At 69.8% G+C, this 25,583-nt stretch carries 21 protein-coding genes; 9 read left to right on the top strand and 12 right to left on the bottom strand.

The window, feature by feature from the left end; translation table 11 throughout:
- The first annotated feature begins 145 nt into the window (after positions 1-145).
- Positions 146-1,534 (top strand): DEAD/DEAH box helicase, encoded by a 1,389-nt coding sequence (locus tag ABMY26_RS25835; RefSeq protein WP_372397433.1) that lies wholly within the window; start codon positions 146-148, stop codon positions 1,532-1,534.
- Positions 1,535-1,651: 117 nt separating this feature from the next.
- Here ABMY26_RS25835 and ABMY26_RS25830 read toward each other — a convergent pair whose 3' ends face one another.
- From ABMY26_RS25830 to cobS, 3 genes are read right to left on the bottom strand one after another with little or no spacing between them, the layout of a single operon-like run.
- Positions 1,652-2,221: a pyridoxamine 5'-phosphate oxidase family protein gene (locus ABMY26_RS25830; protein ID WP_372397432.1), complete on the bottom strand. Its 570-nt coding sequence runs from the start codon at positions 2,219-2,221 to the stop codon at positions 1,652-1,654.
- 52 nt (positions 2,222-2,273) lie between these two features.
- Positions 2,274-2,966, bottom strand: coding sequence for a histidine phosphatase family protein (locus ABMY26_RS25825; protein WP_372397431.1), 693 nt, complete (start codon positions 2,964-2,966; stop codon positions 2,274-2,276).
- Positions 2,963-3,820, bottom strand: a complete 858-nt coding sequence (gene cobS / locus ABMY26_RS25820; protein WP_372397430.1) for an adenosylcobinamide-GDP ribazoletransferase — start codon at positions 3,818-3,820, stop codon at positions 2,963-2,965. Before cobS ends, ABMY26_RS25825 begins: the two co-directional genes overlap by 4 nt.
- A 378-nt stretch (positions 3,821-4,198) precedes the next feature.
- Here cobS and def point away from each other — a divergent pair, with 378 nt between their 5' ends.
- Genes def through truA form a run of 3 tightly spaced genes read left to right on the top strand, consistent with a single transcriptional unit; the run spans position 4,199 to position 6,418 of the window.
- Entirely contained in the window at positions 4,199-4,711 is a 513-nt protein-coding gene (gene def, locus ABMY26_RS25815; RefSeq protein WP_372397429.1) for a peptide deformylase, read from the top strand.
- A 4-nt stretch (positions 4,712-4,715) separates the two neighbouring features.
- Positions 4,716-5,675 carry a methionyl-tRNA formyltransferase gene (gene fmt, locus ABMY26_RS25810; RefSeq protein WP_372397428.1) on the top strand — a complete coding sequence of 320 codons (960 nt, stop codon included), beginning with the start codon at positions 4,716-4,718 and terminating at the stop codon, positions 5,673-5,675.
- A gap of 5 nt (positions 5,676-5,680) precedes the next feature.
- Complete coding sequence (gene truA, locus ABMY26_RS25805) at positions 5,681-6,418, top strand: tRNA pseudouridine(38-40) synthase TruA (RefSeq protein WP_372397427.1); 738 nt, start codon at positions 5,681-5,683, stop codon at positions 6,416-6,418.
- A gap of 6 nt (positions 6,419-6,424) precedes the next feature.
- On the opposite strand, the gene ABMY26_RS25800 is transcribed toward truA, so the two are convergent.
- Together ABMY26_RS25800 and ABMY26_RS25795 are read right to left on the bottom strand one after the other, a co-directional pair.
- Positions 6,425-7,390, bottom strand: coding sequence for an alpha/beta hydrolase (locus tag ABMY26_RS25800; RefSeq protein ID WP_372397426.1), 966 nt, complete (start codon positions 7,388-7,390; stop codon positions 6,425-6,427).
- A gap of 59 nt (positions 7,391-7,449) precedes the next feature.
- Complete coding sequence (locus ABMY26_RS25795; protein ID WP_372397425.1) at positions 7,450-8,352, bottom strand: LysR family transcriptional regulator; 903 nt, start codon at positions 8,350-8,352, stop codon at positions 7,450-7,452.
- A gap of 82 nt (positions 8,353-8,434) precedes the next feature.
- Between ABMY26_RS25795 and ABMY26_RS25790 the strand changes: the two genes are divergently transcribed.
- The gene (locus tag ABMY26_RS25790) at positions 8,435-9,031 is read left to right on the top strand and encodes an isochorismatase family protein (RefSeq protein ID WP_372397424.1); all 597 of its coding nucleotides are present in this window, start codon (positions 8,435-8,437) and stop codon (positions 9,029-9,031) included.
- A 9-nt stretch (positions 9,032-9,040) separates the two neighbouring features.
- On the opposite strand, the gene ABMY26_RS25785 is transcribed toward ABMY26_RS25790, so the two are convergent.
- Positions 9,041-10,684, bottom strand: coding sequence for an ABC transporter substrate-binding protein (locus tag ABMY26_RS25785; RefSeq protein WP_372397423.1), 1,644 nt, complete (start codon positions 10,682-10,684; stop codon positions 9,041-9,043).
- Positions 10,685-11,158: 474 nt separating this feature from the next.
- Between ABMY26_RS25785 and ABMY26_RS25780 the strand changes: the two genes are divergently transcribed.
- Positions 11,159-12,178: an aspartate-semialdehyde dehydrogenase gene (locus tag ABMY26_RS25780; RefSeq protein ID WP_372397422.1), complete on the top strand. Its 1,020-nt coding sequence runs from the start codon at positions 11,159-11,161 to the stop codon at positions 12,176-12,178.
- 110 nt (positions 12,179-12,288) lie between these two features.
- Positions 12,289-13,617 (top strand): branched-chain amino acid ABC transporter permease, encoded by a 1,329-nt coding sequence (locus tag ABMY26_RS25775; RefSeq protein WP_372397421.1) that lies wholly within the window; start codon positions 12,289-12,291, stop codon positions 13,615-13,617.
- A 147-nt stretch (positions 13,618-13,764) separates the two neighbouring features.
- On the opposite strand, the gene leuC is transcribed toward ABMY26_RS25775, so the two are convergent.
- The 3 genes from leuC to ABMY26_RS25760 all read right to left on the bottom strand — a co-directional run bounded on the left by leuC (position 13,765) and on the right by ABMY26_RS25760 (position 17,837).
- Positions 13,765-15,168 carry a 3-isopropylmalate dehydratase large subunit gene (gene leuC, locus ABMY26_RS25770; protein ID WP_372397420.1) on the bottom strand — a complete coding sequence of 468 codons (1,404 nt, stop codon included), beginning with the start codon at positions 15,166-15,168 and terminating at the stop codon, positions 13,765-13,767.
- Between the two features lie 141 nt (positions 15,169-15,309).
- On the bottom strand, positions 15,310-16,728 hold the full coding sequence (locus ABMY26_RS25765; RefSeq protein WP_372397419.1) for an FAD-binding oxidoreductase: 1,419 nt from the start codon (positions 16,726-16,728) through the stop codon (positions 15,310-15,312).
- A gap of 113 nt (positions 16,729-16,841) precedes the next feature.
- Positions 16,842-17,837, bottom strand: a complete 996-nt coding sequence (locus ABMY26_RS25760; RefSeq protein WP_372397418.1) for an L-threonylcarbamoyladenylate synthase — start codon at positions 17,835-17,837, stop codon at positions 16,842-16,844.
- Between the two features lie 173 nt (positions 17,838-18,010).
- On the opposite strand from ABMY26_RS25760, the gene parA reads away from it, so the two are divergent.
- On the top strand, positions 18,011-18,655 hold the full coding sequence (parA, locus tag ABMY26_RS25755) for a ParA family partition ATPase (RefSeq protein WP_045582425.1): 645 nt from the start codon (positions 18,011-18,013) through the stop codon (positions 18,653-18,655).
- Between the two features lie 193 nt (positions 18,656-18,848).
- Here the strand turns inward: parA and bfr (ABMY26_RS25750) are convergent, their stop codons facing one another.
- Together bfr (ABMY26_RS25750) and bfr (ABMY26_RS25745) are read right to left on the bottom strand one after the other, a co-directional pair.
- Positions 18,849-19,328 (bottom strand): bacterioferritin, encoded by a 480-nt coding sequence (gene bfr / locus ABMY26_RS25750; RefSeq protein ID WP_372397417.1) that lies wholly within the window; start codon positions 19,326-19,328, stop codon positions 18,849-18,851.
- A gap of 14 nt (positions 19,329-19,342) precedes the next feature.
- Positions 19,343-19,825, bottom strand: a complete 483-nt coding sequence (bfr, locus tag ABMY26_RS25745) for a bacterioferritin (RefSeq protein WP_372397416.1) — start codon at positions 19,823-19,825, stop codon at positions 19,343-19,345.
- Between the two features lie 410 nt (positions 19,826-20,235).
- Between bfr (ABMY26_RS25745) and tyrS the strand changes: the two genes are divergently transcribed.
- A complete protein-coding gene (gene tyrS / locus ABMY26_RS25740) occupies positions 20,236-21,498 on the top strand; it encodes a tyrosine--tRNA ligase (RefSeq protein WP_372397415.1) in 1,263 nt (420 codons plus the stop codon).
- Between the two features lie 203 nt (positions 21,499-21,701).
- On the opposite strand, the gene ABMY26_RS25735 is transcribed toward tyrS, so the two are convergent.
- A complete protein-coding gene (locus ABMY26_RS25735; RefSeq protein ID WP_372397414.1) occupies positions 21,702-25,436 on the bottom strand; it encodes an AsmA-like C-terminal domain-containing protein in 3,735 nt (1,244 codons plus the stop codon).
- Positions 25,437-25,583: the final 147 nt, after the last annotated feature.

The following is a 25,583-nucleotide window of genomic DNA, read 5'->3' as shown; positions in this document are numbered from 1 at the left end:
AGTGTTAGGGGGCGCGTTGGCCGCTGCATCGGATAGACGCCTCTCCCTCTATCGACCTCCTCCCGGCGAGTCCGCCGGTATGTCCCACGCCCGCCATCGGGGCGCGCGGGGCCGTGCCGTCCTGCTTTGAGAAGGTTTTTACGCCTTGACGTTTTCCGAACTCGGTCTGCACCCGCTCGTCCTGAAGGCCCTCGAGGCGTTCGAATACACCACCCCGACCCCGGTCCAGCTCGCCGCCATTCCGCCGGCCCTCCAGGGCCGCGACATCCTCGCCACCGCCGAGACCGGCACCGGCAAGACCGCGGCCTTCATGCTGCCGGCCCTGACCCGCACCGCCGAGATGCCGCTGAACGGCGCCGCCACGCCCCGCGTGCTGGTGCTGGCCCCCACGCGCGAACTGGCCAAGCAGGTCACCGACGCCGCCCGCAAATACGCGAAGTTCATGAAGCTGAACATCGTGGACGTGGTCGGCGGCATGCCCTACCGCGAGCAGCTGCGCCTGCTGTCGCGTCCGGTCGACGTGCTGGTCGCCACCCCCGGCCGCCTGCTGGACCATGTGTCCCGCCGCCGCATTTCGCTGGACGAGATCGAGGTGCTGATCCTCGACGAGGCCGACCGCATGCTGGACATGGGCTTCCTCGACGATGTCGAGACCATCGCCAAATGCTGCCCGCCGACGCGCCAGACCCTGCTGTTCACCGCCACGCTTGACCGCCGCATGGCGCAGCTGGCCGGCAACCTGCTGCGCAACCCGGAGCGCGTGGCCGTCGAGAGCCAGGCGACCGCGATCAACGTGGAACAGCGTCTGCACCATGCCGACGACCTCGACCACAAGCGCCGCCTGCTGCAGCATTTCGCCGCCCAGCCGGAAGTCGGCAAGGCCATCATCTTCGCCGCCACCAAGCGTGATGCCGACACGCTGGCCGAGGAGCTGAGCGCCGCCGGCCATGCCGCCGCTGCCCTGCACGGCGACATGGACCAGACCAAGCGCAACCGCACGCTCCAGCGTCTGCGTTCCGGCCAGGTCCGCCTGCTGGTGGCGACCGACGTCGCCGCGCGCGGCATCGACGTGCGCGACATCACCCACGTCATCAACTTCGACCTGCCGCGTTCGGCGGAGGATTATGTCCACCGCATCGGCCGCACCGGCCGTGCCGGCGCCTCGGGCATCGCCATCTCCTTCGCCGCCCGTGCCGACCGCGAGACGCTGGTCCGGATCGAGCGCTACACGAAGGCGACGCTGGCGATCCACGTCGTGCCCGGCCTGGAGCCGACGCGTCCCTTCACCAGCGGCGGCGGCAGCGGCCGTCCGGCCGGCCGCAACGGCCGTTCCGGCGGCTATGGCGCCGGCGCCAACGGCAGCGGCAAGCCCTGGCATCGCAACGGCGAGGCCAAGGCCCCGGGCGGCCCGCGCGGCCCGCGTCCGGAGTATGCCCGCAACGACAACCATCGTGGCGACGCCCGTCCGGACCATGCCCGCCGCGATGCCCATGGCAGCGGCAAGCCGGCCCAGGCCCGCGCCAAGAGCTGGTAAGGAGAGGCGGGCAACCGCCGGCCCTGTCACGCGAATGGAAACGCCCTCCCTCGTCGGCCTTGCGGCCGGCGGGGGAGGGCGTTTCCGTTTAAGCCGCTCCGGTCAGCGGGCTTATCCTTACTGGAACGCGATCTTCGCATGGTCGCCGGGATCGGGCGACTCGCCGGTCAGCTTCGCCTTCACATAGCCAAAGGCGTAGACCATGGCGCTCGACGGGCTGTCCCAATATTCGGCCTGATCGACCGACACCTTCAGCAGGGCGACCTCGGGATCGTCCGGGCCGTTGGGGAACCAGGTCGACATGATGTCCCGCCACAGGAAGCGGATCTTGTCGCGGTCGCGCACCGCCTCTGCGATGCCGGAAACCGACACGTAATCCTGCTTGTCCGGGGCGGCATAGGCGAGATTGACGCGCCAGTGGCGGTCGATCTCCGAGACCTTCCCCGAATCGGCGCGGGTGAAGAACCATAGGGTGCCGTCCTCGAACCCCGCATGCGACAGGGTCGCCATCGGACGGGAGTTCAGCCGGCCATTGTCGTCCAGCGTCGTCATCATCGCGACGTGGACCCCCTTGATCAGGCTCCAGAGTTTCTCGACATCCTCCCGGCTGTGGCCGTGGGGGCCCTGGGTGCTGCTGGGGGAGCCGGTGGTAGAACCGGTGGTGTCGGCGGTGGTGCTGCGGACCATGGTCTGCCTCTCGCTCGGTAACCCAAGTGAGATTGGAGAACGCCGGCCGGGGTCAAAAGGTTCCGGGCCTCGCATTCACTCCCCCGACCGACCAGGAACCGGCCCCGGCTTCCGCCCCGGTTTCCACATCGTCGCCCGCACCGGTGCCCGCACCGGCGCCATAGTGATCCAGCCGGGTCAGCGACCACGGATCGATCCGCAGCCGCAGCGCCGCTTCCGGCGTCAGTTCCAGCGCCGCGGCCAGCGCGCCGCGGATGGTGCCGGCATGGATGACCGCGACCACGTCGCGTCCGGCATGCAGCGCGGTCAGCCGCCGCAGCGCGTCCGCCGTCCGCTCCATCACCGTGGCGAAGCTCTCGCCGCCCGGCGGGGCGTGGCGGGCCGGGTTGCGCCAGAAGCGGGCGGCGGCCTCCGCATCGCGCGTCGCCGCGGTGTCGTGGCTGATGCCTTCCCAGTCGCCGAAATCCTGCTCGGCCAATGCCGGCTCCACCACCGCGGTGCCGGCGAGGCGCGGCGACCGCTGCCACAGCGCCTGTGCGGTCTGCCGGCTGCGGCGGAGCGGGCTGGTCAGCCACAGCGCATCGGCGGGCAGGGCGGCGGCCAGCGCAGCCGCCGCCGCGCGGTCGGCGGTATCGGCCTCCCGGTCGCTCGCCCCGCAGATGACGTTGCCGGGATTGTGGACCGGCGCATGGCGGATCAGCCACCAGCGGGTGACGGTCAGGGGGGTGACGCTGAGCGCGTTCATCGGATGTCTCCGGCCAGGGCGGCGAGCGTCAGCAGGACCGCCGCCTCGGCCATTTGCTGGGCGGCGCCGAACACGTCGCCGGTCTGCCCGCCGATCTGCCGCCGGGCCAGGGCCGCCATCGCCCAGACTGCCGCCAGGGATGCCAGGAAAACCGCGGCGAGGGGAAGCGCGACCGCATCCGCGCCCGGCCGGGCGATCCCCCACAGCGCCGCCGCCGCCACCGCGAGGCCGAGGGCGAGCGACAGCAGGACCGTCGACGCTGCCGGCCGTCCCTGGGCCGCCCCCAGCCCGTCGCGCCGCGCCGGCGGCAATGCCAGGGCCAGCCCCGCCAGCCCGCAGCGCGACAGCGCCCCGGCCGCCGCCAGGGCCGCGACCGCCGCCGGCACCGGCAGCGCCGCCAGGGCCGCGGCGCGGATCGCCACCGAAAAGACCAGGGCCAGCACGCCATAGCTGCCGACCCGGCTGTCGCGCATGATCTCAAGCTTGCGCGCGGTGTCGCGCCCGCCGCCGAAACCGTCGGCGACGTCTGCCGCCCCATCCTCGTGCAGCCCGCCGGTCAGCCGCACCGTCGCCGCCAGCGCCAGCAGCGCCCCGGCCAGCGGCGGCAGGTTCAGCGCGGCGGCAAGCGCGAGAACGGCGCCGCCGGCCAGCCCGACCAGCGCGCCGACCAGCGGGAACCACCCCATCGCCCGCGCCGCGGCACCCTCCGCCAGGGGCCCGTTCAGGGGGGCGATGGCAGGAAGCGGCAGGCGCGTCAGGAACACCAGGGCAAGGGCTGCGTCCTGGGTCCAGCGGGGCTTGGCCGGCGATGGGGGCGGTGGCGGCGGGGCGGTGTCGGGCATGGCATCGGGCATGATTGGGCATCGACCTACGCCCAAGCGGCGCCCGGCGCAACCCTGCTTGGCGAAGCGCTGCCACTCCGGCCAATATGGGGATTTTCAGCCCGTCCTTATCCGTGCCCGGCATCCGTGGCAGGATGGAGCGGCCCGTTGCCGACACTGGAGGTTCCGCGTGTCTTTCCACCGCCGCCCGGCCGCTTCCGCTCCCCCGCTTCCGCCGGTACCCTGCCGCCCGGCCCGGCGGATGGAACATGGAACAGGCATGGATTCCTGTTCCATCCGGTTTCAAATGTTCCATTCGCCGTCCGCCGGGGCGGCCGATTCCTTGACCAAAACACTTGGTCCACCTAATTTGTCCGTTTGAACTGTCCCCATCAGCATCGTCGAGCACCCATGGCCCGTCTTCCGATCCTCGTCGCCCCGCATCCGGTCCTGAAGCGCAAGGCGCAACCCGTCGCCGAAGTGGATGCGCGCGTCGCCAAGCTGATGGACGACATGGTCGAGACCATGTACGACGCCAACGGCATCGGTCTGGCCGCGCCGCAGGTCGGGGTGCTCGACCGCGTCATCGTGGTCGACGTCCACGACAAGGGCGAGCAGCCCAACCCGATCCGCCTCGCCAACCCGGAGATCGTCTGGTCGTCGGACGAGAAGGCGGTGTGCGAGGAGGGATGCCTGTCGGTGCCCGAGCAGTATGCCGAGGTGACGCGTCCGCAACGAATCCGCGTCCGCTATCTGGACGAACGGAACCAGCCGCAGGAGCTGGAGGCCGACGGCATGCTCGCCACCTGCCTGCAGCACGAGATCGACCATCTGAACGGCGTGCTGTTCGTCGACTACCTGTCGACGCTGAAGCGCGGCATCCTGCTGAAGAAGGTGCAGAAGCTCCAGAAGGCGACGGCCTGACCCGATGTCCCCGCTCCGTCTCGTCTTCATGGGCACGCCGGATTTCGCCGTGCCCAGCCTTGCCGCGCTGATCGATGCGGGGCATCGGGTCGTCTGCGTCTACAGCCAGCCGCCGCGCCCGGCCGGCCGCGGCCAGCAGGTGCAGAAATCCCCCGTCCACCGCTTCGCCGAGGAGCATGGCATCCCCGTGCGCACGCCCAGGAGCCTGCGCAACGCCGAGGCCCAGGCGGAGTTCGCCGGCCTCGACGCCGATGCCGCGGTGGTCGCCGCCTATGGCCTGATCCTGCCGCAGCCGGTCCTCGATGCGCCGAGGCTCGGCTGCGTCAACGTGCATGGCTCGCTGCTGCCGCGCTGGCGCGGGGCGGCGCCGATCCAGCGCTCCATCCTGGCTGGCGATGCCGAGACCGGGATCACCATCATGCAGATGGATGTCGGGCTCGACACCGGCGCCATGCTGTCCCGCGAGGCGGTCGCCATCACCCCCGCCACCACCGCCAGCAGCCTGCATGACGAGCTGGCGGCGCTGGGCGCCCGCATGATCGTCCCGGCGCTGGAGGGGCTGGCATCCGGCACGCTCACGGCTGTGCCGCAGCCGGAAGAGGGCGTCACCTACGCCGCCAAGCTGACCCGCGAGGACGGCCGGCTCGACTGGAGCCGACCCGCCGCTTACGTCGAGCGGCAGGTCCGCGCCCTGACCCCCTGGCCCGGCTGCTGGTTCGATGCGGCCAATGGGGCGGCGAATGGCGAGCGCATCAAGGTGCTGGCGGCAGAGCCGGCGCCGGACATGGCCGGTGCCGCCGGCACGCTGCTGGACGACCGGCTCACGGTGGCTTGCGCCGACTGGGCGGTGCGGCTGACCAGGGTGCAGCGGCCGGGCAAGGCGCCGGTGGACGGCGCCGCCTTCCTGCGTGGCTTCGCTCTCGCCGTTGGGCAGCCGGTTTCCGCCGAAGCCGTAGCGGACTGACCGCCGTGCAGCGCTGGAAACTGACCGTCGAGTATGACGGCCGTCCCTTCGTCGGCTGGCAGCGGCAGGACAACGGCCCCTCGGTGCAGCAGAGCCTGGAGGAGGCGGTGCAGCGCCTGTCGGGCGAGACCGTGCGCGTCCACGGCTCGGGCCGGACGGATGCTGGCGTGCATGCGCTGGGGCAGGTCTGCCATTTCGACCTGGAGAAGCCCTTCACCGGGCTGAAGCTGCGCGACGCCCTGAACTTCCACCTGAAGCCCGCCCCCATCGCGGTGCTGGAGGTGGAGGCGGCGGCGGACGACTTCCATGCCCGGCTGACCTCGACCGGCCGCGCCTATGTCTACCGCATCGTCAACCGCCGGGCGCCGCTGGCGCTCGACTCCGGCCGGGCCTGGCACGTCACCCGCCCGCTCGATGCCGGGGCGATGCACGCGGCGGCGCAGGTCCTGGTCGGCCAGCATGATTTCTCCAGCTTCCGCGCCTCGCTGTGCCAGGCCAAATCGCCGGTGAAGACGCTCGACCGGCTCGACGTCGAGCGGCAGGGCGAGGAAATCCGCGTCCATGCCGCCGCGCGCTCCTTCCTGCACCATCAGGTTCGCAACATGGTCGGCACGCTGGAACTGGTCGGTGCCGGCAAATGGAGCCCCGACGATGTCCGCCGCGCGCTGAAGGCCCGCGACCGCGCCAAGGCCGGGCCGACCTGTCCGCCGGACGGGCTGTATTTCGTGGCGGCGCGCTACTGAACCGGATCAGTTGCTGATCCGCTCCGGCTGCTCGGGCATGGCTTGGAGCTTTTCCAGAAGCCTCTCCGTGTCAATGCCTTGGGCACAGAGGCCGGTCGCGGTTTCGCCGAAATCCACCAGACCGTGGAAGCGGGGCGGCCGGGCACGTTCGAGCGGGACCAGCCAAGCCTTGTGCCCGCGTGCGGCCAGACCGTCGAAGTAAAGGCGCTGGGTCCGGAACAGCACGTTCGTTTCCCTCGGGTCGCCGATGACGAAGATGCGGCGGGCCGGATCCTTCGGGATCGAGCCGAGCGAGCGGTAGGGATCGAACCATGTCTCGGGCTTTGCCAGCCGGGCCTTGGCGTCTTGCGCCTTGAGATAAGCCTCGTAAGCCGGCGCTCCCGACGAGATGACGGCGCATGTCAGGTCGGTGCGGCGGGCCAGGAATTCGGCCGTCAGCGTGCCCCCCGCACTGTGTCCGCCGAGCGACCATTGCCCGATGCCGTAGCGTGCCTTGAGCAGATCGAGATGGGCGTTCATCAAGGCCGCCTCGCGTGGGGTATGGCGCAGGGTCCAGAACTTGCCGGAACTGCCGTAGGCCCCCGGACGGGCCAGGAAGAGGAAGGGCACGCCGAAGCGCTCCGACAATGTCCGTTCCTGTTCGATCATGCCGGCGACGCTCAGCCCCTCCTGATGCCCGATCTGCCGCGGCTTGGAGCCCATGATGTCCCCGTGCATCCAGGCCGCGACGATCGGATTGGAGCCCGGCTTCAGTCCGGCGGCGTAATAGCGCAGGCATTCGCCGTGGCCGTCCACCTCCACCCAGTTGGCGGTTTCCCGCGCCTCCAGGTCGGCACATTGCCTGCGCGTGATGGCTTTCCCGGCGGCAACCACCGCGTTGGAGAAGGATTCGTCATTGGGGCGGGATTGCGCGTGGACGGGGAGCGCTGCCGCGACGGCGATGCCGGCCAGACACAGGGAGCGGAGCGACATGGGGAACAAGCCCTTTGCGGTGACGGCTGGCGGAGGGTGGTGGAGGCGGCAAGGCGTCGTCAACGGCCTTCCAGCCGGGCGTGCTCGGCGCTGAAGACGGCCACCAGATGCCCGATCACCGCCCGCACCCGCGGCACGTCGCGGCGGTCGCGGTGAACCAGCAGCCATGCCTCGCGGGTCAGCGGCGGGCCGGGCAGGGGACGGCGCTCCAGCCCCGGCACGCCGTCCGCCAGAAGGCAGGGCAGGAAGGCGATGCCGAAGCCGGCGACCGCCGCCGCCAGCTGCCCCTGGACGCTGTTCGACCGGAAGGCCACCCGACGGCCGCCGCCATGGCGGTCGAGCCACAGCGCTTCCGGCAGCTCCGCCATCGACTCGTCGTAGGCGATCAGGGCGTCGGGCGCATCCGGCGCGGCGTAGAGCCCATAGCCCAGCGTCGCCAGCCGCCGGCCGACCAGATCGCCGCGCTGCGGCCGGGCCAGCCGGATCGCCAGATCGGCCTCCCGCCGGGCGAGGCTGAGGGTGCGGTTGTCGGCGATCACCTCCAGATCCAGCCCCGGATGGGCGGCGCGCAACGGTCCCAGCCGCGGAATGACGAAGCGGTCGGCCAGCGCCTGGGTCATGGTCAGCCGCACCGTGCCGGTCAGGCCGGCGCCGGCATCCTCGCCGCCCCCCTCGCCGTTGCCCTCGCGGCGTCGGATCGCCTGTGCCCGCTCGTCCATCGCCTCGGCCAGCGCACGGACGCTCTCGCCCTCTCCGGTCAGGACATAGCCGTCGGGCCGCCGCTCCACCAGCGTCTGGCCCAGCGCCTCCTCCAACGCCGCCAGCCGCCGGCCGACCGTGGCATGGCTCAGCCGCAGGCTGCGCGCCGCCGCCGACAGGCTGCCGGTGCGGGCCAACTCCAGGAAAACGCGCAGATCGTCCCAGTCGAGCGGGGGAGGGCCTGTGAAATTCCGAACAGTCATGGTGCGAGGATAGCGGATGGCCGTCCGCCGATGAACAGGGCAGCATCGCCGCCATCGACCTGCCGACCGGAGTGACCGACCGATGACATCGAAGACCCTGCGCCAGATCGTCGGCGCCCCCAGCCATCCCGCCCCGCTCGACAGGGCGGTGCTGGTGCTGATCGACCTCCAGCGCGAATACACGGATGGAGCCCTGCGCCTGTCCGGTGTCGACGCGGCGGTCGGGCAGGCTGCCGCCCTGCTGGAGCTTGCCCGCGCCAACGGCGTGCCGGTGATCCACATCGTCCATCACACCGCGCCGGGCGCCCCGCTGTTCGACCCGGCCGGGCCGCTGGCGGAAATCATCCCGGCGGTCGCCCCGCGCGATGGCGAGCCGGTGGTGGTCAAGCGCCTCGCCAACGCCTTCGCCGGCACCGACCTGGAGGCGGTCGCCCGCGGCACCGGGCGCAGCGAGATGATCGTCGCCGGCTTCATGACCCACAATTGCGTCAGCAGCACCGCGCGCTCGGCCGTCGACCATGGCTGGCGGGTGACGGTCGTGGCAGCGGCCACCGCCACCCGCGACCTGCCTGACGGCCGCGGCGGCGTGGTGTCCGCGGCCGACATCCAGCGTGGGGTACTGACCGGCCTGTCCGACAGCCTCGCGGTGGTGGTGGAGGATGCGCGGGCTTGGCGGTGAGCCACATCCTTACTTCTTTTCGGCCTTCCAGTAATAGTTGGTGTCGAAGCTCGGTCCCCAGACGAGGCCGCTGACGGTCTTGCGCTCGGCAACCATCTCGGTCTGCTGGAACATGATGACGAAGGGCGATTCGGCCAGGACCGTCCGCTGCAGCTCCTGGTACAGGGCGGCGCGCTTGGCGCTGTCGCGCTCCTCGACGGCGGCGGCGGTCTTCTTCGTCAGTTCCGGTATGTCCCAGGCGTTGCGCCAGGCCAGCGGCTTTGACTTGGCGTTGTCACCGTTGTCGGGGTTGGAGGCGAAGGTGTCGGCGTTGGAGTTCGGATCCTGGTAGTCGGCACCCCATTGCTGGATCATCAGCTCATGGTTGCGGGCGCGGTACTTGGTCAGCACCTGCTTGCCGTCGCCGGGGATGATCTCGATCTTCACGCCGGCCTTGGCGGCGCTGGCCTGGATCGCCTGGGCCATGTCCTGGGTCGGGTTGGTGTTGCGCACGTCCATGCTGACGGTGAAGCCGTCGGGGTAGCCGGCCTTGGCCAGCAGTTCCTTCGCCTTGGCGGGATCGTACTTGTAGGGGTTGTCGTTCACCGCGCCCAGGAAGCCCTTGGGCAGGAAGGCCTGATGGACGGCGCCGATGCCGTTCATGATCGTGCCGGCCATGGCGTCGTAATCGACCAGATACTTGAACGCCTCGCGCACCTCGGGCTTGGCCAGGGTGGCGTTCTTCTGGTTCAGGCTGAGATACCACAGGGTGCCCTTCGGCGCCTGGACCAGCCGGATGGTATCGCTCGACTTCAGCGGCTCGAACTGCTCCGGCTTCAGGTTGCGCGCGACGTCGACGTCGCCCTTCTCCAGCAGCAGGCGCTGGGTCGCCGGTTCCGGGATGTGGCGGATCAGCACGCGCTTCATCTTCGGTGCGCCGCGCCAGTATTTCGGGTTGGCGTCGAAGGCCAGAAGCTCGCTCGCCTTCCATTGCTTCAGGATGAAGGGGCCGGAGCCGGCTGAGTTGGTCTTCAGCCAGCCCGCACCGAAATCGCCGTCCTTCTCCTTGCCCTTCACCAGCTTGGAATCGACGACCGACGCCACGTCGGCGGTCAGGCAATAGAGCACGAAGGTCGGTGCATAGGTCTTGTCGGTGGTGAAGACCAGCGTGCGCGGATCGGTCGCCCGGACCATCCGGTCGACATTGTCCGGGGTCAGGCCGAACTGGGTCAGGATGAAGGCCGGCCCCTTGTTCATCTTCACCGCGCGGGAGAAGGACCAGGCGACATCTTCGGCGGTCAGCGGGTTGCCGGAATGGAAGGCGATGCCGTCGCGGATCCTGAAGGTGAAGGTCTTGCCGTCGGGCGACACGGTCCAGCTTTCGGCGATCTCCCCCTCGATCCTGCTGACGTCGTTGACGTCGAAATGGATCAGCCGGTCATAGACCTGGGCGCTGTACTCCGCCCCCGACAGTTCGAAGATCTCGGCCGGGTCGAGGCTGACGATGTCGTCGAACTGCCACGCCATCACCAGCGCGTCCTTCGGCGTGTCGGCCGATGCCGGGACGGCGGCTAGGCCGGCGAAAGCCAGGGCGGCGGCTCCGAAGATCGCCCGTCCGATCGCCGCCCGTCCCATTACCGTCCGCCCGGTCAGGCCGCGCTTGAAGCTGGTCATCCGTGAAATCTCCCTGGGGCCCCGTTCGGGCACTGTTGAGACGGGAATCTTCCCGCCGCGTTCCGCGACCTGTCAAGCCGGCCGGTCGGCAGCTCCGGGGCGGCGGAATGCGACGAATGGAACATTTGAAACCGGATGAAACAGGAATCCATGCCTGTTCCATGTTCCATCCGCGAGGGAGAGGACAAAGCGGGCGCTGCCGTTTCCCGGGAAAGCCTCTGCACGCAAACCCGTCCTTCTGTGGTCCGATGTCGGTGTATATTCCTAACATGGCAACGGGCGGCGTTTAAGCGCAGGTTGAAAAGCGCCGCCCTGCGGCGATGGGGATGGCGCATGCCGCCCGGGGCCGCCGGGATCGTCGCCGGACGGGTTGCAATTCGCCGGGAAAGTGCCTAGCTCCTAACGCCCCCCGGCACCATCCTTGTATTCGTACAGAGTCATTCGTACAGATTCGGCAGAAGGACACCCCTCGTCATGGGCTATACCGTCGCGGTCATCGGCGCCACCGGCAATGTCGGACGCGAGATCCTGCAAACGCTGGCCGAGCGGAAGTTCCCGGCCGACAAGGTCATCGCCCTGGCCTCCGACAAATCCATCGGCCAGGAGGTTTCCTATGGCGAGGACGACATCCTCAAGGTCCTGGATCTCAACAAGTTCGACTTCAACGGCGTGGACATCGTGCTGTCGTCGCCCGGCGCCAAGGTTTCGGCGGTCCATGTCCCGCGTGCCGTCGCCGCCGGCTGCGTGGTGATCGACAACACCTCCCATTTCCGCATGGACCCCGACGTGCCGCTGGTGGTGCCGGAGGTGAACCCGCAGGCGCTCGCCGGCTTCCGCAAGCGCAACATCGTCGCCAACCCCAACGGCGCCACCATCCAGATGGTGATGGCGCTGAAGCCGCTGCACGAGCGCTTCACGATCCGCCGCGTCGTGGTGTCGACCTACCAGTCGGTGTCGGGGGCGGGCAAGGAGGCGATGGACGAGCTGTTCACCCAGACCCGCGCCATCTTCGTCAACGATCCCATCGCCAAGAGCGTCTTTCCCAAGCAGATCGCCTTCAACGTCATCCCCCACATCGACACCTTCATGGAGGACGGCTCCACCCGCGAAGAGTGGAAGATGATGGTGGAGACCAAGAAGATCCTCGATCCCAAGATGAAGGTCGCCGCCACCTGCGTCCGCGTGCCGACCTTCATCGGCCATGCCCTGTCGATCAACATCGAGACCGAGGAGCCGGTCACGGCGGAGGAGGCCCGCAACATCCTGCGCGCTTCCCCCGGCCTGTCGGTGATCGACCAGCAGAGCGGCGAGGGCTACATCACCCCGGTCGAGGTCGCCGGCGACGACTCCGTCTATATCAGCCGCATCCGCGAGGACATCTCGGTCGAGAACGGCCTGTCCCTGTGGTGCGTCGCCGACAATCTGCGCAAGGGCTCCGCGCTCAACGCCGTGCAGATCGCTGAACTGCTGGTGCGGGATTATCTGGTCGAGTGAGGACCGCGAGCGCTTGAACCGATCTCTTCAAGCGCTCGCCACCCGCGACCGGCTTCCAGCCCGTCCCGATTGCCGGTAGGCTGGACCGTCCCACCTGACCGGGCGGTTCCGTGCTCCGCATCCTGCCGCTGCTGTGCCTCCTCCTGCTGATGCTCACCGGGTGCGGCGTCGATGCCGACCAGGATGCGCTGTGCCGGAAGCTGATCCCCGCCTTCGATGGCGGCTCCGCCGCCGACCTGTCCACCCGCGGCTATGCCGAGGAGAAGCGGGTGCTGCGCATCGACTACAGCGTTGCGGGAAAACCGCACTGGATCGCCTGCCGCTTCGCCGGCACCGGCATGGAGGAGGGGCGGCGCACCCTGGTGGCGGTGGCGACCGACCGCACCGGATGGCTGTCGGAGATGCGCTTCGCCATGCTGCAGCAATGGCTGCGCATCCGCCCGCCGCGCGATGCCGCCGGTCCGGTGGCGGTGGCGGGGGCACGGCAGCCGGGGGAACGGCAGCCGCCGACGCGCTGGACGCCGGCGCTGTTCCTGGCGCAACAGGTGATCAACGCCGCGACGGTCGCCTGCGTCTATGGGCTGCTGGCGCTGGGCTACACGCTGGTCTATGCGATTCTCGGCCAGATCAATCTGGCGATGGGCGAGCTGACGATGCTCGGCGCCATGCTGACGGCCATCGCGGCGGCCGGGCTGGGCATGGCCGGCTGGGCGACATGGCCGCCGGCGCTGCTGGGCGCGCTGGTGCTGGTGATGGGCTTCACCGCGGTGCAGGGCTGGACGATGGACCGGCTGGTCTTCCGCCGCCTGCGCGGCGTTCGGAGCCACACGCCGCTGATCGTCGCGGTCGGTCTGTCGATCGCCTATCAGGAGGGGGTGCGGCTGCTGCACGGCGCCCGCGACTGGTGGCCGGCCCCGGTGCTGACCGGCCGGCACGATCTGCTGAGCGACGGCGCCTTCACCGTCACCGCGCTGACCGCGCAGCTGGCGATCCTTGGGCTGACCGGCGGACTCTATGCCCTGCTGTGGGGGATCATGCAGCGGACCGCCTTCGGCCGGGCGCACCGCGCCTGCACCGACGACGTGGCGGCGGCGGAACTGGTGGGGGTGGACGTCAACCGGACGGTAGCGGTGACCTTCGCCATCGGCGGCGGGCTGGCCGCGGCGGCGGGGTCGGTGATCGCGCTCTATTATGGCGGGGTGAACTTCTTCACCGGCTACCTGATCGGCTTCAAGGCGCTGGCCGCGGCGGTGGTCGGCGGCATCGGCTCGGTGCCCGGCGCGATGCTGGGCGGCGCGCTGCTGGGGCTGGTGGAGACCCTCTGGTCGGCCTATTTCGCCATCGCCTACAAGGACATCGTGGCGTTCGGGCTGCTGACGCTGTTCTTGATCTACCGGCCGCAGGGTCTGATGGGGCAGGCGCGGGGGCGAGGAGATTAGGGTGCTTCACCGCGGGTGCCCCCTCCCTCCCGCTTCGCGGGCCCCTCCCTCCCCCGCCCCTGGCGGGAGAGGGTTGATCCGCAGGGGCGACACTGGCTCCCTCTCCCGCCGAGGGCGGGGGAGGGTTGGGGAGGGGGCAGTCGGCGCTTACAGCGTCCGCACGTCGGCCAGATGGCCGGTCACCGCCGCCGCCACGGCCATCGCCGGGCTGACGAGGTGGGTGCGGCCGCCGCGGCCCTGACGGCCCTCGAAGTTGCGGTTCGAGGTCGAGGCGCTGCGCTCGCCGGGAGCCAGACGGTCGGCATTCATCGCCAGGCACATGGAGCAGCCCGGCTCGCGCCACTCGAAGCCGGCCTCGACGAAGATCTTGTCCAGACCCTCTTCCTCGGCCTGCTCCTTGACCAGCCCCGAACCGGGGACCACCAGGGCGCGGACGCCCTCGGCGACCTTGCGGCCCTTGGCGAGATCGGCGGCGGCGCGCAGATCCTCGATGCGGCCGTTGGTGCAGGAGCCGATGAACACGGTGTCCACCTTCACCTCGGTCAGCGGCTGGCCGGGGGTCAGGCCCATGTAGGCCAGCGAGCGCTCGACGGCGGCGCGCTTGCCGGCATCGGCGATCTCGGCCGGGTTCGGCACGGTCGCGGTGATCGGCAGCACGTCTTCCGGGCTGGTGCCCCAGGTGACCTGCGGCGCGATGTCGGCGGCGTTCAGCACGACGGTGGTGTCATAGACCGCGCCCTCGTCCGACGGCAGCGTCTTCCAATAGGCGACGGCCTGCTCGAAGGCGCCGGCCTTCGGCGCCAGCGCGCGGCCCTGGACATAGGCGAAGGTCTTCTCGTCCGGGGCGATCAGGCCGGCGCGGGCGCCGCCTTCGATCGCCATGTTGCAGACGGTCATGCGGCCTTCCATCGAGAGATCGCGGATGGCGTCGCCCGCGAACTCGATGACGTAGCCGGTGCCGCCGGCGGTGCCGATCTTGCCGATGATCGCCAGCACGATGTCCTTGGCGGTGACGCCCGGGTTCAGCGTGCCGTCGACGCGGACCAGCATGTTCTTGGCCGGCTTCTGCAGCAGGGTCTGGGTGGCCAGCACATGCTCCACCTCCGACGTGCCGATGCCGAAGGCCAGCGCGCCGAAGGCGCCATGGGTGGCGGTGTGGCTGTCGCCGCAGACGATGGTGGCGCCGGGCAGGGTGAAGCCCTGTTCCGGGCCGACGATGTGGACGATGCCCTGGCGGATGTCGTCCATCGGGAAATAGCGGACGCCGAAGTCGCGGGCGTTCTTGTCCAGCGTCTCCACCTGGATCCGGCTCTCCTCCTCGGCGATGCCCTTGGAGCGGTCGGTGGTGGGGACGTTGTGATCGGGGACGGCGAGAGTGGCTTCCGGACGGCGCACCTTGCGGCCGGCGACGCGCAACCCTTCGAACGCCTGCGGGCTGGTCACTTCATGGACCAGATGGCGGTCGATATAGAGGATGCAGGTGCCGTCATCCTGGCGGTGCACGACGTGGCTGTCCCAGATCTTGTCGAACAGAGTGCGCGGCTTGGACATCGGAAAAACTCTCTCTCGCGGTACGAAAGGCGCAGAACAATCGGAGGCCGCACCATAGCCTTGTGTCGTGCCGGGGACAAGCATCGCGCTACGTCTGTCGCCGCAAGCCTGTCCCCCGCAACTTTATGACCCGCCAAACCCTTACGGCAGCATCTTTCCCGGATTCAGCAGGCCCTTGGGATCGAGCGTCGCCTTGACGGCGCGCAACAGATCGAACTCGACCGGCCCCTTGATGACCGGCATCTCGTCCTTCTTGAAGCGGCCGACGCCATGCTCGGCGGAGATCGAGCCGTCGAGCTTGAAGATCACCTCGTTGACGACGTGGCAGATCTCGTCCCAGCGGTCGAGATAGGCCTTGGTGTCGGCGCCCTCGGGCTGGCTGAGGTTGAAGTGGATGTTGCCGTCGCCGACATGGCCGAAGGGGGTCGGGCGGATGCCGGGGCAGGCCCGCTCCACCGCCGCCTCGGCCAGGTCGATGAACTCGGCGACGCGGGAGACCGGGATGGAGACGTCGTTCTTGATCGACCCGCCCTCGAACTTCTGCGCCTCGACGATGGCCTCGCGGATGAACCACAGCTGCTTGGCCTGGGCGTCGGACTGGGCCAGCGTGGCGTCGGTCGCCAACTCTGCCTCGAACGCCTCGCCCAGCGCCGTCTCCACGCTCTCCTGGAAGGCGTCGGACTTGGTGCCGGCGGTCAGCTCGGTCAGGACATACCAGGGCGACGGTTCCGACAGGGGGTCGATGGTGCCGGCGACATGGCGGAGGGCGAAGTCCAGGCAGCGGCGCGACATCAGCTCGAAGGCCGACACGGCGTCGCCCGAGGCGGCGCGCAGCCGGGCCAGCAGCTCGATGGCGGCGGCCGGGCTGGGCACGGCGATGAAGGCGGTGACCGACTGGCGCGGGCGCGGGAACAGCTTCAGCACCGCCGCGGTGACGATGCCCAGCGTGCCTTCCGCGCCGATGAACAGGTTCTTCAGGTCGTAGCCGGTGTTGTTCTTGCGCAGCCGGCGCATGCCGTCCCAGACCCGGCCGTCGGCCAGCACCACCTCGAGCCCGAGCACGAGGTCGCGGGTGTTGCCGTAGCGCAGCACGTTGATGCCGCCGGCATTGGTGGAGATCAGGCCGCCGATCTGCGCGGTGCCCTCGGCCCCCAGGCTGAGCGGGAACAGCCGGTCGGCGTCGGCCGCGGCGGCCTGGATGCTGGTCAGCACCACGCCGGCCTCGACCGTCATGGTGTAGTTCAGCGTGTCGATGTCGCGGATGCGGTTCATGCGCGACAGGCTCAGCACGATCTCGCGCCCCTCCTCGTAGGGGATCGAGCCGCCGACCAGGCTGGTGTTGCCGCCCTGGGGCACGATGGGGATGCCGGCTTCGGCGCAGATCGTGACGACGGCCGCCACCTCTGCGGTGTTGGCCGGGCGGACCACCGCCGGGCTGTTGCCCTTGAAGCGCCCGCGCCATTCCGAAAGGTAGGGGGCCATGTCGGCGGCGTCGGTGAAGATGCCCGACGGGCCGACGATGGCGCGGATCCGGTCGAGGGCGGCGGCGATGCTGGTCATGGCGCTTGGGTCCGGCAGAAGGGAAGTTGGCGCTTGGAAGCGCGACACTTCTACAATCTCGCGGCCCCCATTTCCATGCGCCTGTTGCGCAGACCTGCCGCCACGCGAGGGTTTCAGCCCCGCGGTGCCGCCGCCCGGCGCAGGCGGTCGTTGATCGCCAGGCCCAAGCCCACCTCGGGGATCGGCATCACCGCGATGCGCGCCGCCCCGCCCTGGTCGAGGCTGCGCAGGTGGGAGAACAGGTTGGCGGCCGCCTCGTTCAGGTCGCCTTCCAGGCTGAGGTTCAGCCGGGCGGCGCCGCCGAAGACGAAGCGGTCGGGACCGAAGGTCAGGAACGCCTCGTCCGCTTCGGCCGAGGACGCGTTCAGGCGGACGGCGGCGTTGGGGGCGTAGTGGCTTTCCAGCTGGCCGGGCGATTTCGGCGCGGTCGGGTCGCCGGCGGAGAGGCGGACCGGGCCGATCAGCCGCTCCATCTCGTCGGCCAGCACCGCGCCGGGGCGTAGCAGCACCGCCTCGGGACCGGTGAGGTCGATGACGGTCGATTCGACGCCGACCATGCATTTGCCGCCGGTGACGATGGCGTCGACCCGGTCGCCCAGGCTTTCCAGCACATGCTGCGGCGTCGTCGGGCTGACCGCGCCGGAGCGGTTGGCGCTGGGGGCGGCGATCGGCCGGCCGGCGGCGCGCAGGATGGCTTGCGCGACGGGGTGGCCGGGCACGCGGATGGCGATGCTGTCCAGCCCGGCGCTGACCAGCAGCGACAGGGCGGAGTTGGCCGGGCGCGGCAGCACCATGGTCAGCGGGCCGGGCCAGAACTGCTGGGCCAGTTCGGTCGCGCGCTCGTCGAACAGGCCCCAGGACCGGGCGGCGGCGAGGTCCGGGACATGGGCGATCAGCGGATTGAACTGCGGCCGGCCCTTGGCGGCGAAGATGGCGGCCACGGCGCGGTCGTCGGTGGCGTCGGCGCCCAGGCCATAGACCGTCTCGGTCGGGAAGGCGACCAGGCGGCCGGCGCGCAGCAGCTCGCCCGCACGCGCGATGCCGGTGGGGGTGGTCGGGAGCAGCGCCGGGCGCTTCTCGCCGCTATCGGGTGCGGAATGGTCGGTCACGGCGTCTTTCCAGATCGGATCGCGGAAAATCGGAATCGATTTGAAGCGTGAATCCGACCGCCAAACCCTAGTGCCTGGGGAACAAGTGTCAATTCGCGCGGTTGCACCGGTGCCATGCCGAAGGTTATGAGGGGGATGCGCAAATCGCCAACGACAACATGATGGGTGCGGGCATGACGGGCAAGGTCTTCACCGTGGCGCAGCAGAAGGGCGGCGCCGGCAAGACCACGCTGGCCGCCCATCTCGCCATCGCCTGGGCTCAAGCGGGATACCGCGTCGCCACCGTCGACATCGACCCGCAGGGCAGCCTGACCCGCTGGCACGCCGTCCGCCATGAGGCGACGCAGGGGAATCCCGGCTTCAGCCATGTGCAGATCAACGGCTGGCGCACCCAGGCGGAGGTCGAGAAGCTGGCGCGCAGCCACGACATCGTGGTGATCGACAGTCCGCCCCATGCCCAGACCGAGGCGCGCATCGCCGTCCGCGCCGCCTCGCTGGTGATCGCCCCGGTGCAGCCGAGCCCGATGGATTTGTGGGCGGTCCACCCGACCATCGACCTCGCCGCGCAGGAGAAGCGCCGGCTGCTGCTGGTGCTCAACCGCGTGCCGCCGCGCGCCCGCATCGCCGACGAGTTGATCGCCCGGGTGCAGGAACTGGCCGATCCGCCCGCGGTCGAGCTCGCCGAGGCGCAGGTCGGCAACCGCACCGCCTATGCCGGCACGCTGATGACCGGCTTCTCGGTGACGGAAGCGGCGCGAAAGACGCAGGCCGCGTTGGAGATGCAGGCGCTGGCCGAGGAGATTCTGGGGCGGGTTTGAGGGGCAGGGGCTGCTGATGCCCCCTCCCTAACCCTCCCCCTCTATCGGACGGACCTTCGGTCCGCCGAGGGGGAGAGGGGACTGCCGCCGCTTTGGCAGTCACATCACGCCGACAAACGTCCTACCCCCTCTCCCGCGGAACGCGGGGGAGGGATGGGGAGGGGGCCAGAGGTGCTCCCCCCCCCGAACGTCCTCAGTCCTTGATCTCGCCCATCGCCGACTGGATGTAGTTGGGCAGGCCGATGTCGTCGATCAGGCTCAGCTGGGTTTCCAGATAGTCGATGCGCTCCTCCGACTCTTCCAGCAGCTCGGAGAGCTCGTCGCGCGACACGTAGTCGGCCTTCTCCTCGCACACGGCGATGGCGGCGGCGATGCGGTCGCGGGCCTCACGCTCGGCGGCGAGGTCGCTCGACAGGATTTCCGGCACGTCCTCGCCGATGTGCAGCTTGCCGAGATCCTGGAGGTTGGGGATCGCCTCGATGAACAGGATGCGTTCGATGATCTCGTCCGCGCTCTTCATCACCTCGATGGAGGCATGGTATTCCCACTTGCCCAGGGACTTGACGCCCCAGTTCTTCAGCATGCGGGCGTGCAGGAAATACTGGTTGATCTGCGTCAGCTGGTCCTTCAGGACGATCTGAAGCTGGGCGATGACGTCGCTGTTGCCCTTCATGGTCCGCGCCCCCCTCAGCCCGAAATGCCGCCCATGCCCGACTGCAGGTAATTCTGCAGGCCGAGCATGTCGATCAGGCGGAGCTGCTGCTCCAGCCAGTGGGCATGGTCTTCCTCGGTGTCGACCAGCAGCTCCAGCAGGATGCGGCGGGTGTCGTAATCCTTCACCTGTTCGCAATAGGCGATGACGTCCTTCAGGGCGGCCACCACCTCGTATTCCAGGGTCAGGTCGTTGCGCAGCATGTCCGGCACGGTCTTGCCGATGCGCAGCGGGTCGCGGCTGGCGACGTCCGGCGTGCCTTCCAGGAACAGGATGCGGCGGATCAGCTTGTCGGCATGCTCCAGCTCTTCGGTCCGCTCATGCGAGATGCGTTCGGCCAGCGCCTTGAGGCCCATGTCCTCCATCGTCCGCGCATGGGCCAGATACTGGTCGGCCGCGCTCAGCTCGCCGGTCAGCAGCTTGTTCAGACGGTCGAGGACCCCTTGATCACCTTGCATGGTGGATGCTCCTAAATAGACAATTGGTCGCACCTTGGCACAGAGAAAGGACTCGCACAATAAAAAACTCGCCTAAAAACCGAACTGTATTTGATAGTCACTATCAATTTGGAGGCGTGCGGCCTGCCTGGAATACAGGCTGCGTGCGGCCCCTGTGTTGCGAATCAAAGTCAATTGCGGTGGAGTAGGGTTTCCCCGGACTCCGCAGGGTGAAGTTGTGTGGCTCGACTTGCTGCACGGCGGCGATGCTTGGGCGCGGGACCCCGCCCGACCGCGTGTCTGCTTGTGGCAACGGCTTCCGGGGCCGCATTGAGGCAGGGGCCGTTCCGTGCTAACAGACCGCGGGATTTCTCCGCCCTCACCACCCAGTGGGCCTCGCCCTTCTTTCCAACGACTGCCGGATTGCGGCCATGACGACGACCTCCGCCCCCGCCTCGGAGTTCCTGCGCACCCTCCAGGAGCGCGGATTCATCCACCAGTGCACCGATCTCGCCACGCTGGACGAGCGTGCGCAGAAGGGGCCGATCGTCGCCTATATCGGCTTCGACTGCACCGCCGACAGCCTGCATGTCGGCAGCCTGCTGCCGATCATGATGCTGCGCTGGCTGCAGAAGACCGGTCACAAGCCCATCGTGCTGATGGGCGGCGGCACCACCAAGATCGGCGACCCGTCGGGCAAGGACGAGGCGCGCCAGCTGCTGACCGACGAGGTCATCGCCGGCAACATGGCGGGCATCAAGCGCATCTTCGGCCGCTACCTGACCTTCGGGGACGGGCCGACCGATGCGGTGATGGCGAACAACGCCGACTGGCTGGACGAGCTGAAATACATCCCGCTGCTGCGCGACATCGGCCGCCATTTCACCATCAACCGCATGATGAGCTTCGAGTCGGTCAAGCTGCGGCTGGACCGCGAACAGCCGCTGACCTTCCTCGAATTCAACTACATGATTCTCCAGGCCTATGACTTCGTGGAGCTGAAACGCCGCCACGGCTGCTCGCTGCAGATGGGTGGGTCGGACCAGTGGGGCAACATCGTCAACGGCGTCGAGCTGGGCCGCCGCACCGACGGCGCCGAGCTGTTCGGCCTGACCACGCCGCTGCTGACCACCTCGTCCGGCGCCAAGATGGGCAAGACGGCGGCCGGCGCGGTGTGGCTGACCGCCGACAAGCTGAGCAGCTACGATTTCTGGCAATACTGGCGCAACACCGAGGATGCCGACGTCGGCCGCTTCCTGCGCCTCTACACCGAGCTGCCGCTGGACGAGATCGCCCGGCTGGAAAGCCTTGAGGGCGCCGGGATCAACGAGGCCAAGAAGATCCTCGCCAATGAGGTGACCAAGCTCGCCCATGGCGAGGAGGCCGCGCTGGAGGCCGCCGAGACCGCGCGCCGCGCCTTCGAGGAGGGTGCCGCCGCGGAGGGGCTGCCGAGCATCGAGGTCGCCCGCGCCGACCTGGAGGCCGGAGTGCCGGTGGTCGACCTGCTGGTGTCCGCCGGCCTCGCCGCGTCGAAGGGCGAGGCACGCCGCCTGATCAAGGGTGGCGGCGCCAAGCTGAACGACGGGCCGATCGCCGACGAGACGGTGAAGGCGACCGCTGCCGACCTGAATGCCGACGGCGTGGTGAAGCTCAGCGCCGGCAAGAAGCGCCATGCGCTGGTGAAGGTGGGGTGAGTATCTGGGGGCAGGCGTTTTGCGGCGTTAGACCCCCACCTAACCTCCCCCGCCCAGCGGGGGAGGGAGTGCCGCCACTCTCCCGCACAAGCACTTGTCTCCTCCCGCGCCCGGCTCTCGCACAAAGCTCCGCTTTGTGCTGACGCGGCAGGCGAACCGTAGGCCTGCCGAGAGCGGGGGAGGGTTATGGTGGGGATAACGTCTCACCGCATATGCGACTCCGGCGGTGGCTTGGCGTCGGGCGTCGGCGAGCCGTCGCCGCCCAGGAAGAACAGGTTGCGCAGGAAGCCCGGCGCCAGCACCGCCAGCGGGTTGACCGAGACGTCGGGGTCGGACAGCGGCCCCTGGACATGCCAGGTGGCGGAGAAGATGCCCTGGCCCTCGCCGCCGCTCAGCATGTCGCCCAGCAGCGGGATCTGGCCGATCAGCCGGTTGAGCCCATAGACCGGGACGATGGTGCCCCGCAGGTTGGCGGTCTCCGTCTCCAGATCGACCTGTCCCTCCAGCGTCATGCCCAGCGCCGAACCGGAGGTGCGGAGATCCTTCAGGGTCAGCAGCCGGCCCTCCTTGCGGAACTCCGCCGACATGCGGCCGAAATTCACGCCCTTGCCGCCACCCAACAATTCGGCGAAGCCGGACGGCGAGATGGCGTTGAGGATGCGGGCCAGCACCGGCACGTCGACCAGCGTGTAGTCGCGGATTTCCGCCTTGCCGGCGATGGCGGCGTCGGCCCGCGGCTCCACCGAGCGGCCGGTCAGGGTCAGGTGCCCGCCGCGCATGCGGTCGTTCAGGTCCATCGCCTGGAGGGTGGATCCCAGATCGTCGGCGGAGATGGCAAGGTCGTAGACGCCCTGCGGTCCCGGCCGCCATTTCAGCGAGACGCCGCCGCCCTCGCTGCGGCCGGCGACGTCCAGCAGGGTCCAGGCGGTGGCGTCGCGCCGCATGGTTCCGGCGACCTGCCGCAGCCGGCGCCCGTCGCCGAACACCACCGAATCGAACTTGATGGCGACGTCCAGCGGGGTCTTGCGCCCGTCGCCCGCCGGGCCCTTCGGCGCGGGCGCCGTCGCCCCTTCGCCCGCCGGCGTCTTGCCGGTCAGGCCGCGGGCATCCAGGCTGGCGCCGGTGACGGTTCCGGCATAGCCGCCGGCCGGGCCGCCGGGCCGGGCCGGCGGCAGCACGGTCAGGTCGGCGCGCAGGTCGGTCAGTCCGAGCTTGAAGCTGGGGGTCTGCACCCGCGCCACCCGCTTGCCGCCATCGGCCAGCTCCAGGTTGGTGACGCTCTTCAGCCCGCCGGCATCGACGGTCAGGTTGCTGATGCGGGTCGGGCGGTCCTTGTCGAATTCCAGGGTCAGCTTGCCGGTGCCGGGCTTGCCGGGCGGCTTGGCCCAGGCCAGCTCCTCGATCGACAGCCGGGTCTTTTCCAGGTTCAGGGCGGCGGTCAGCGCCAGCTTGTGCTTGCGGTCCACCGTGAACAGGATGTCGGCGCCGAAGGGGCCCTGCACCCGGTCCTCCAGGTCGATGCCGTGGGCGCGCAGGTCGTCGGCGGTCGCGTCGCCCTTCACCGCGATGCGGGTGCGCGGCCCCTTGGCGGCGCTGTCGAAGGATTCGTTCCAGTCGACGGTGACGGGGATGCCGTCCAGCTTGGTCGCGCCCTTGATCTGCATCGCCTTGAGGTCGAGGGCCAGCGACAGCTCGCCGTCGGTGGCGGTCATCCCGGCCGCGACCTTCTCCACCCCGACCTTGTGCAGCTTGCCGGTCACGTCGAGGTTCAGCTGCTCGACCTTCAGGTCGGCCAGCAGCGGGAAGGCGAAATGCAGCTCGGCCTCGGCAGTGCCCTGGGTGCGCTTCGGGTCCATCTCCAGCTTGGTCGGGTAGCCCAGCGGCGGCATGTCGATCAGGGTCAGGATGGAGCGCACCGGCCCCTGGATCGGCAGGCGGATGTCCATGGTCTCCTTGCCGATGTCCAGCCCGCCGATCACCACCTTGCCTTCGCCGATCTCGATGTCGCCCGACTTCGGGTCGGCGATGCGGCCGCCCCTGGTCTGGATTGTAAAGGTCTTGCCGTCGGTCGTCGCCTCCATCCCGGCGCCGGTCACCGGCGTCAGGTCGTGGAAATAGCGGACGTTGATGTCCTCGCCGGCCATGGTGGCGAGGAAGCGGGTCAGTTCCGGCTCCGCCGTCCCGCCCGGCGACTTGGAATTGAGCAAGGAAAGCGGCAGCGACAGGGCCGCCTCGGCCCGCGCCTGCGTCACCGTGCCGTGGGACAGGTTCTTCGTCACCCAGTCCCGTGCGTTGGGGCTGGCGATCTTCGGCCAATAGCGGTGCAACTCGTCCAGCGCCATGCCGGTCGCGCCCGCCTGCGCCTCCACCGCCATGCGGTCGCCCAGGCGCCGGGCCGTGGCGCTCGCCTCCAGATGCGGCTGCGGCCCGCCGGCCTCGCCCAGCACCGCGCTCAGCCCGTCGAGGTCGATGCGCTCGCGGTCGCCCTGCAGGCGCAGGCGGAGCGACTGGACGGGCACCGGACCGGCGAACAGCGTCGGGCTGTGCAGATGGCCGTGGCCGGCGCTGAGGTCGGCCTTGCCGGCGGTGGGGTGCAGCGAAGGGTCGAAGGCGACTTCCAGCGTGCCCGACAGCGGCAGCTCCGCCGCCGCCAGCGGTGCCAGCGCCGGGGCGAGGCCGGCGACCGCGGCCGGGGTGAAGCCGCTCAGCCGCGCGGTCGCCTGGCCGCTCTTGTCGGGCGCCTGCCGCCCCGACAGCTCCAGCCCGGCGGAACGGCCGCCGGCGGTCAGCGACAGGACGGCCCGGGCGTTGCGGCCCTGGCCGTCCTCCGTCAGGTCTCCCTGGGCGGTCAGCGACAGGGGCGGGCCGCCATCGGTGGCGTCGGCCGCCAGCGACAGCCCGTCGATCCGCAGCCGCCGGCCGGGCACGTCCAGGCTGCCGCGCAGGTCCAGGCTGCGCACCGCGACCGGTTCCGGCCGCAGGGCGGGCAGCTCGATGGAGCCGGCGCCGCCGCGCAGGGTCAGGTCGACCCTGGCCGGTTCGAACCGCTGGTCCAGCCGTGCCGTGACCGTGCCCGACAGCGGCAGCTTCGCCGCCGCCAGCGGCGCCAGCGCGGGGCCGATCTCGGCCAGCGACGCCGGCTCCAACCCGTCGACGGACAGGCTCAGGTCGGTGGAAGCGTCGGCGATGTTGTAATGGCCGGTGGCGGCGACGGTCACCGCGCGCCGTTCCTGCTCCGGACCGCTGCCGCCGAGATCCAGCGTCACCCGCGCCCGGCCCTGCGCGCCCTCGGCATCGCGGGTCAGCACGATGTCGGCGCGGGTGGCGTGCCAGGACAGGTCGAGCATGCGGTTCTCGACCCGCAGGTCGGCGCCCGCCACCGACAGGCGGCGGAGCAGCCCCATCGGCCGGTCGATGTCGGGCGGGCGGCGCAGGCTGTCCAGAGCCTCGTCCAGCAGGTCGGGACCGTCGCTCTCGGGCTTCCGTGCCGATTCGGCGTCGGCCCGCACGTCGAAGGCGAGGCTGCCGTCGGCCCGGCGCAGCACGCTCAGGCGCGGGCGGACCAGATCGATGCGCGTCGGCGCCAGCGTGCCGCGCAGCAGCGCCGGGATGGAAAATCCGATGCCCATCTCCGGCACCGCGGCCAGCTCCGCCCCGTCGGCGTTCAACGCCCGCACCCGGCGGGCACGCAGGTCGAGGCGTCGGCCGCCGCCGTCCTGGAGGCTCTCGTCGGTTTCCAGCGACAGCACCAGCTCGCCCACCTCGCTGCGGAACCGGCCGTCGCGGTCGCTCAGCGCCCGTTCGACATAGGGGATCAGCGGGTCGAGCGCGATCGGCCCCTGCGACAGCCGCCAGGCGAACAGCCCGGCCGCCGCCAGCGCCACCGCCGCCACGCCGCTCAAGGTCAGGACGAGGATCCTCGCGGTGCGCCTGATCACGGGGCACCGACCTCGGAAGCCGCGCCCGGCCCCCTCTCCCGCCGGGGGAGGGACGGGGGATGCGGGGAAGCGGGCGAATCGGCCCGATTGACCTTCTCTCCCGACGCGTGCAGCTTTCTGCACATGTTTTGAGCAGGAAAGAATGCC

This window comes from Azospirillum sp. HJ39, assembly GCF_041507355.1.
GTDB classification, from domain to species: Bacteria; Pseudomonadota; Alphaproteobacteria; order Azospirillales; family Azospirillaceae; genus Azospirillum; species Azospirillum thiophilum.
This window is presented reverse-complemented; position numbering and strand designations above follow the sequence as displayed.

Bases quoted from the DNA above. Each gene is read 5' to 3' on its own strand.
- ABMY26_RS25830 (WP_372397432.1), bottom strand. From the start codon at position 2,221: ATGGTCCGCAGCACCACCGCCGACACCACCGGTTCTACCACCGGCTCC.
- ABMY26_RS25825 (WP_372397431.1), bottom strand. From the start codon at position 2,966: ATGAACGCGCTCAGCGTCACCCCCCTGACCGTCACCCGCTGGTGGCTG.
- cobS (WP_372397430.1), bottom strand. From the start codon at position 3,820: ATGCCCGATGCCATGCCCGACACCGCCCCGCCGCCACCGCCCCCATCG.
- def (WP_372397429.1), top strand. From the start codon at position 4,199: ATGGCCCGTCTTCCGATCCTCGTCGCCCCGCATCCGGTCCTGAAGCGC.
- fmt (WP_372397428.1), top strand. From the start codon at position 4,716: ATGTCCCCGCTCCGTCTCGTCTTCATGGGCACGCCGGATTTCGCCGTG.
- ABMY26_RS25800 (WP_372397426.1), bottom strand. From the start codon at position 7,390: ATGTCGCTCCGCTCCCTGTGTCTGGCCGGCATCGCCGTCGCGGCAGCG.
- ABMY26_RS25795 (WP_372397425.1), bottom strand. From the start codon at position 8,352: ATGACTGTTCGGAATTTCACAGGCCCTCCCCCGCTCGACTGGGACGAT.
- ABMY26_RS25790 (WP_372397424.1), top strand. From the start codon at position 8,435: ATGACATCGAAGACCCTGCGCCAGATCGTCGGCGCCCCCAGCCATCCC.
- ABMY26_RS25785 (WP_372397423.1), bottom strand. From the start codon at position 10,684: ATGACCAGCTTCAAGCGCGGCCTGACCGGGCGGACGGTAATGGGACGG.
- ABMY26_RS25780 (WP_372397422.1), top strand. From the start codon at position 11,159: ATGGGCTATACCGTCGCGGTCATCGGCGCCACCGGCAATGTCGGACGC.
- leuC (WP_372397420.1), bottom strand. From the start codon at position 15,168: ATGTCCAAGCCGCGCACTCTGTTCGACAAGATCTGGGACAGCCACGTC.
- ABMY26_RS25765 (WP_372397419.1), bottom strand. From the start codon at position 16,728: ATGACCAGCATCGCCGCCGCCCTCGACCGGATCCGCGCCATCGTCGGC.
- parA (WP_045582425.1), top strand. From the start codon at position 18,011: ATGACGGGCAAGGTCTTCACCGTGGCGCAGCAGAAGGGCGGCGCCGGC.
- bfr (WP_372397417.1), bottom strand. From the start codon at position 19,328: ATGAAGGGCAACAGCGACGTCATCGCCCAGCTTCAGATCGTCCTGAAG.
- bfr (WP_372397416.1), bottom strand. From the start codon at position 19,825: ATGCAAGGTGATCAAGGGGTCCTCGACCGTCTGAACAAGCTGCTGACC.
- tyrS (WP_372397415.1), top strand. From the start codon at position 20,236: ATGACGACGACCTCCGCCCCCGCCTCGGAGTTCCTGCGCACCCTCCAG.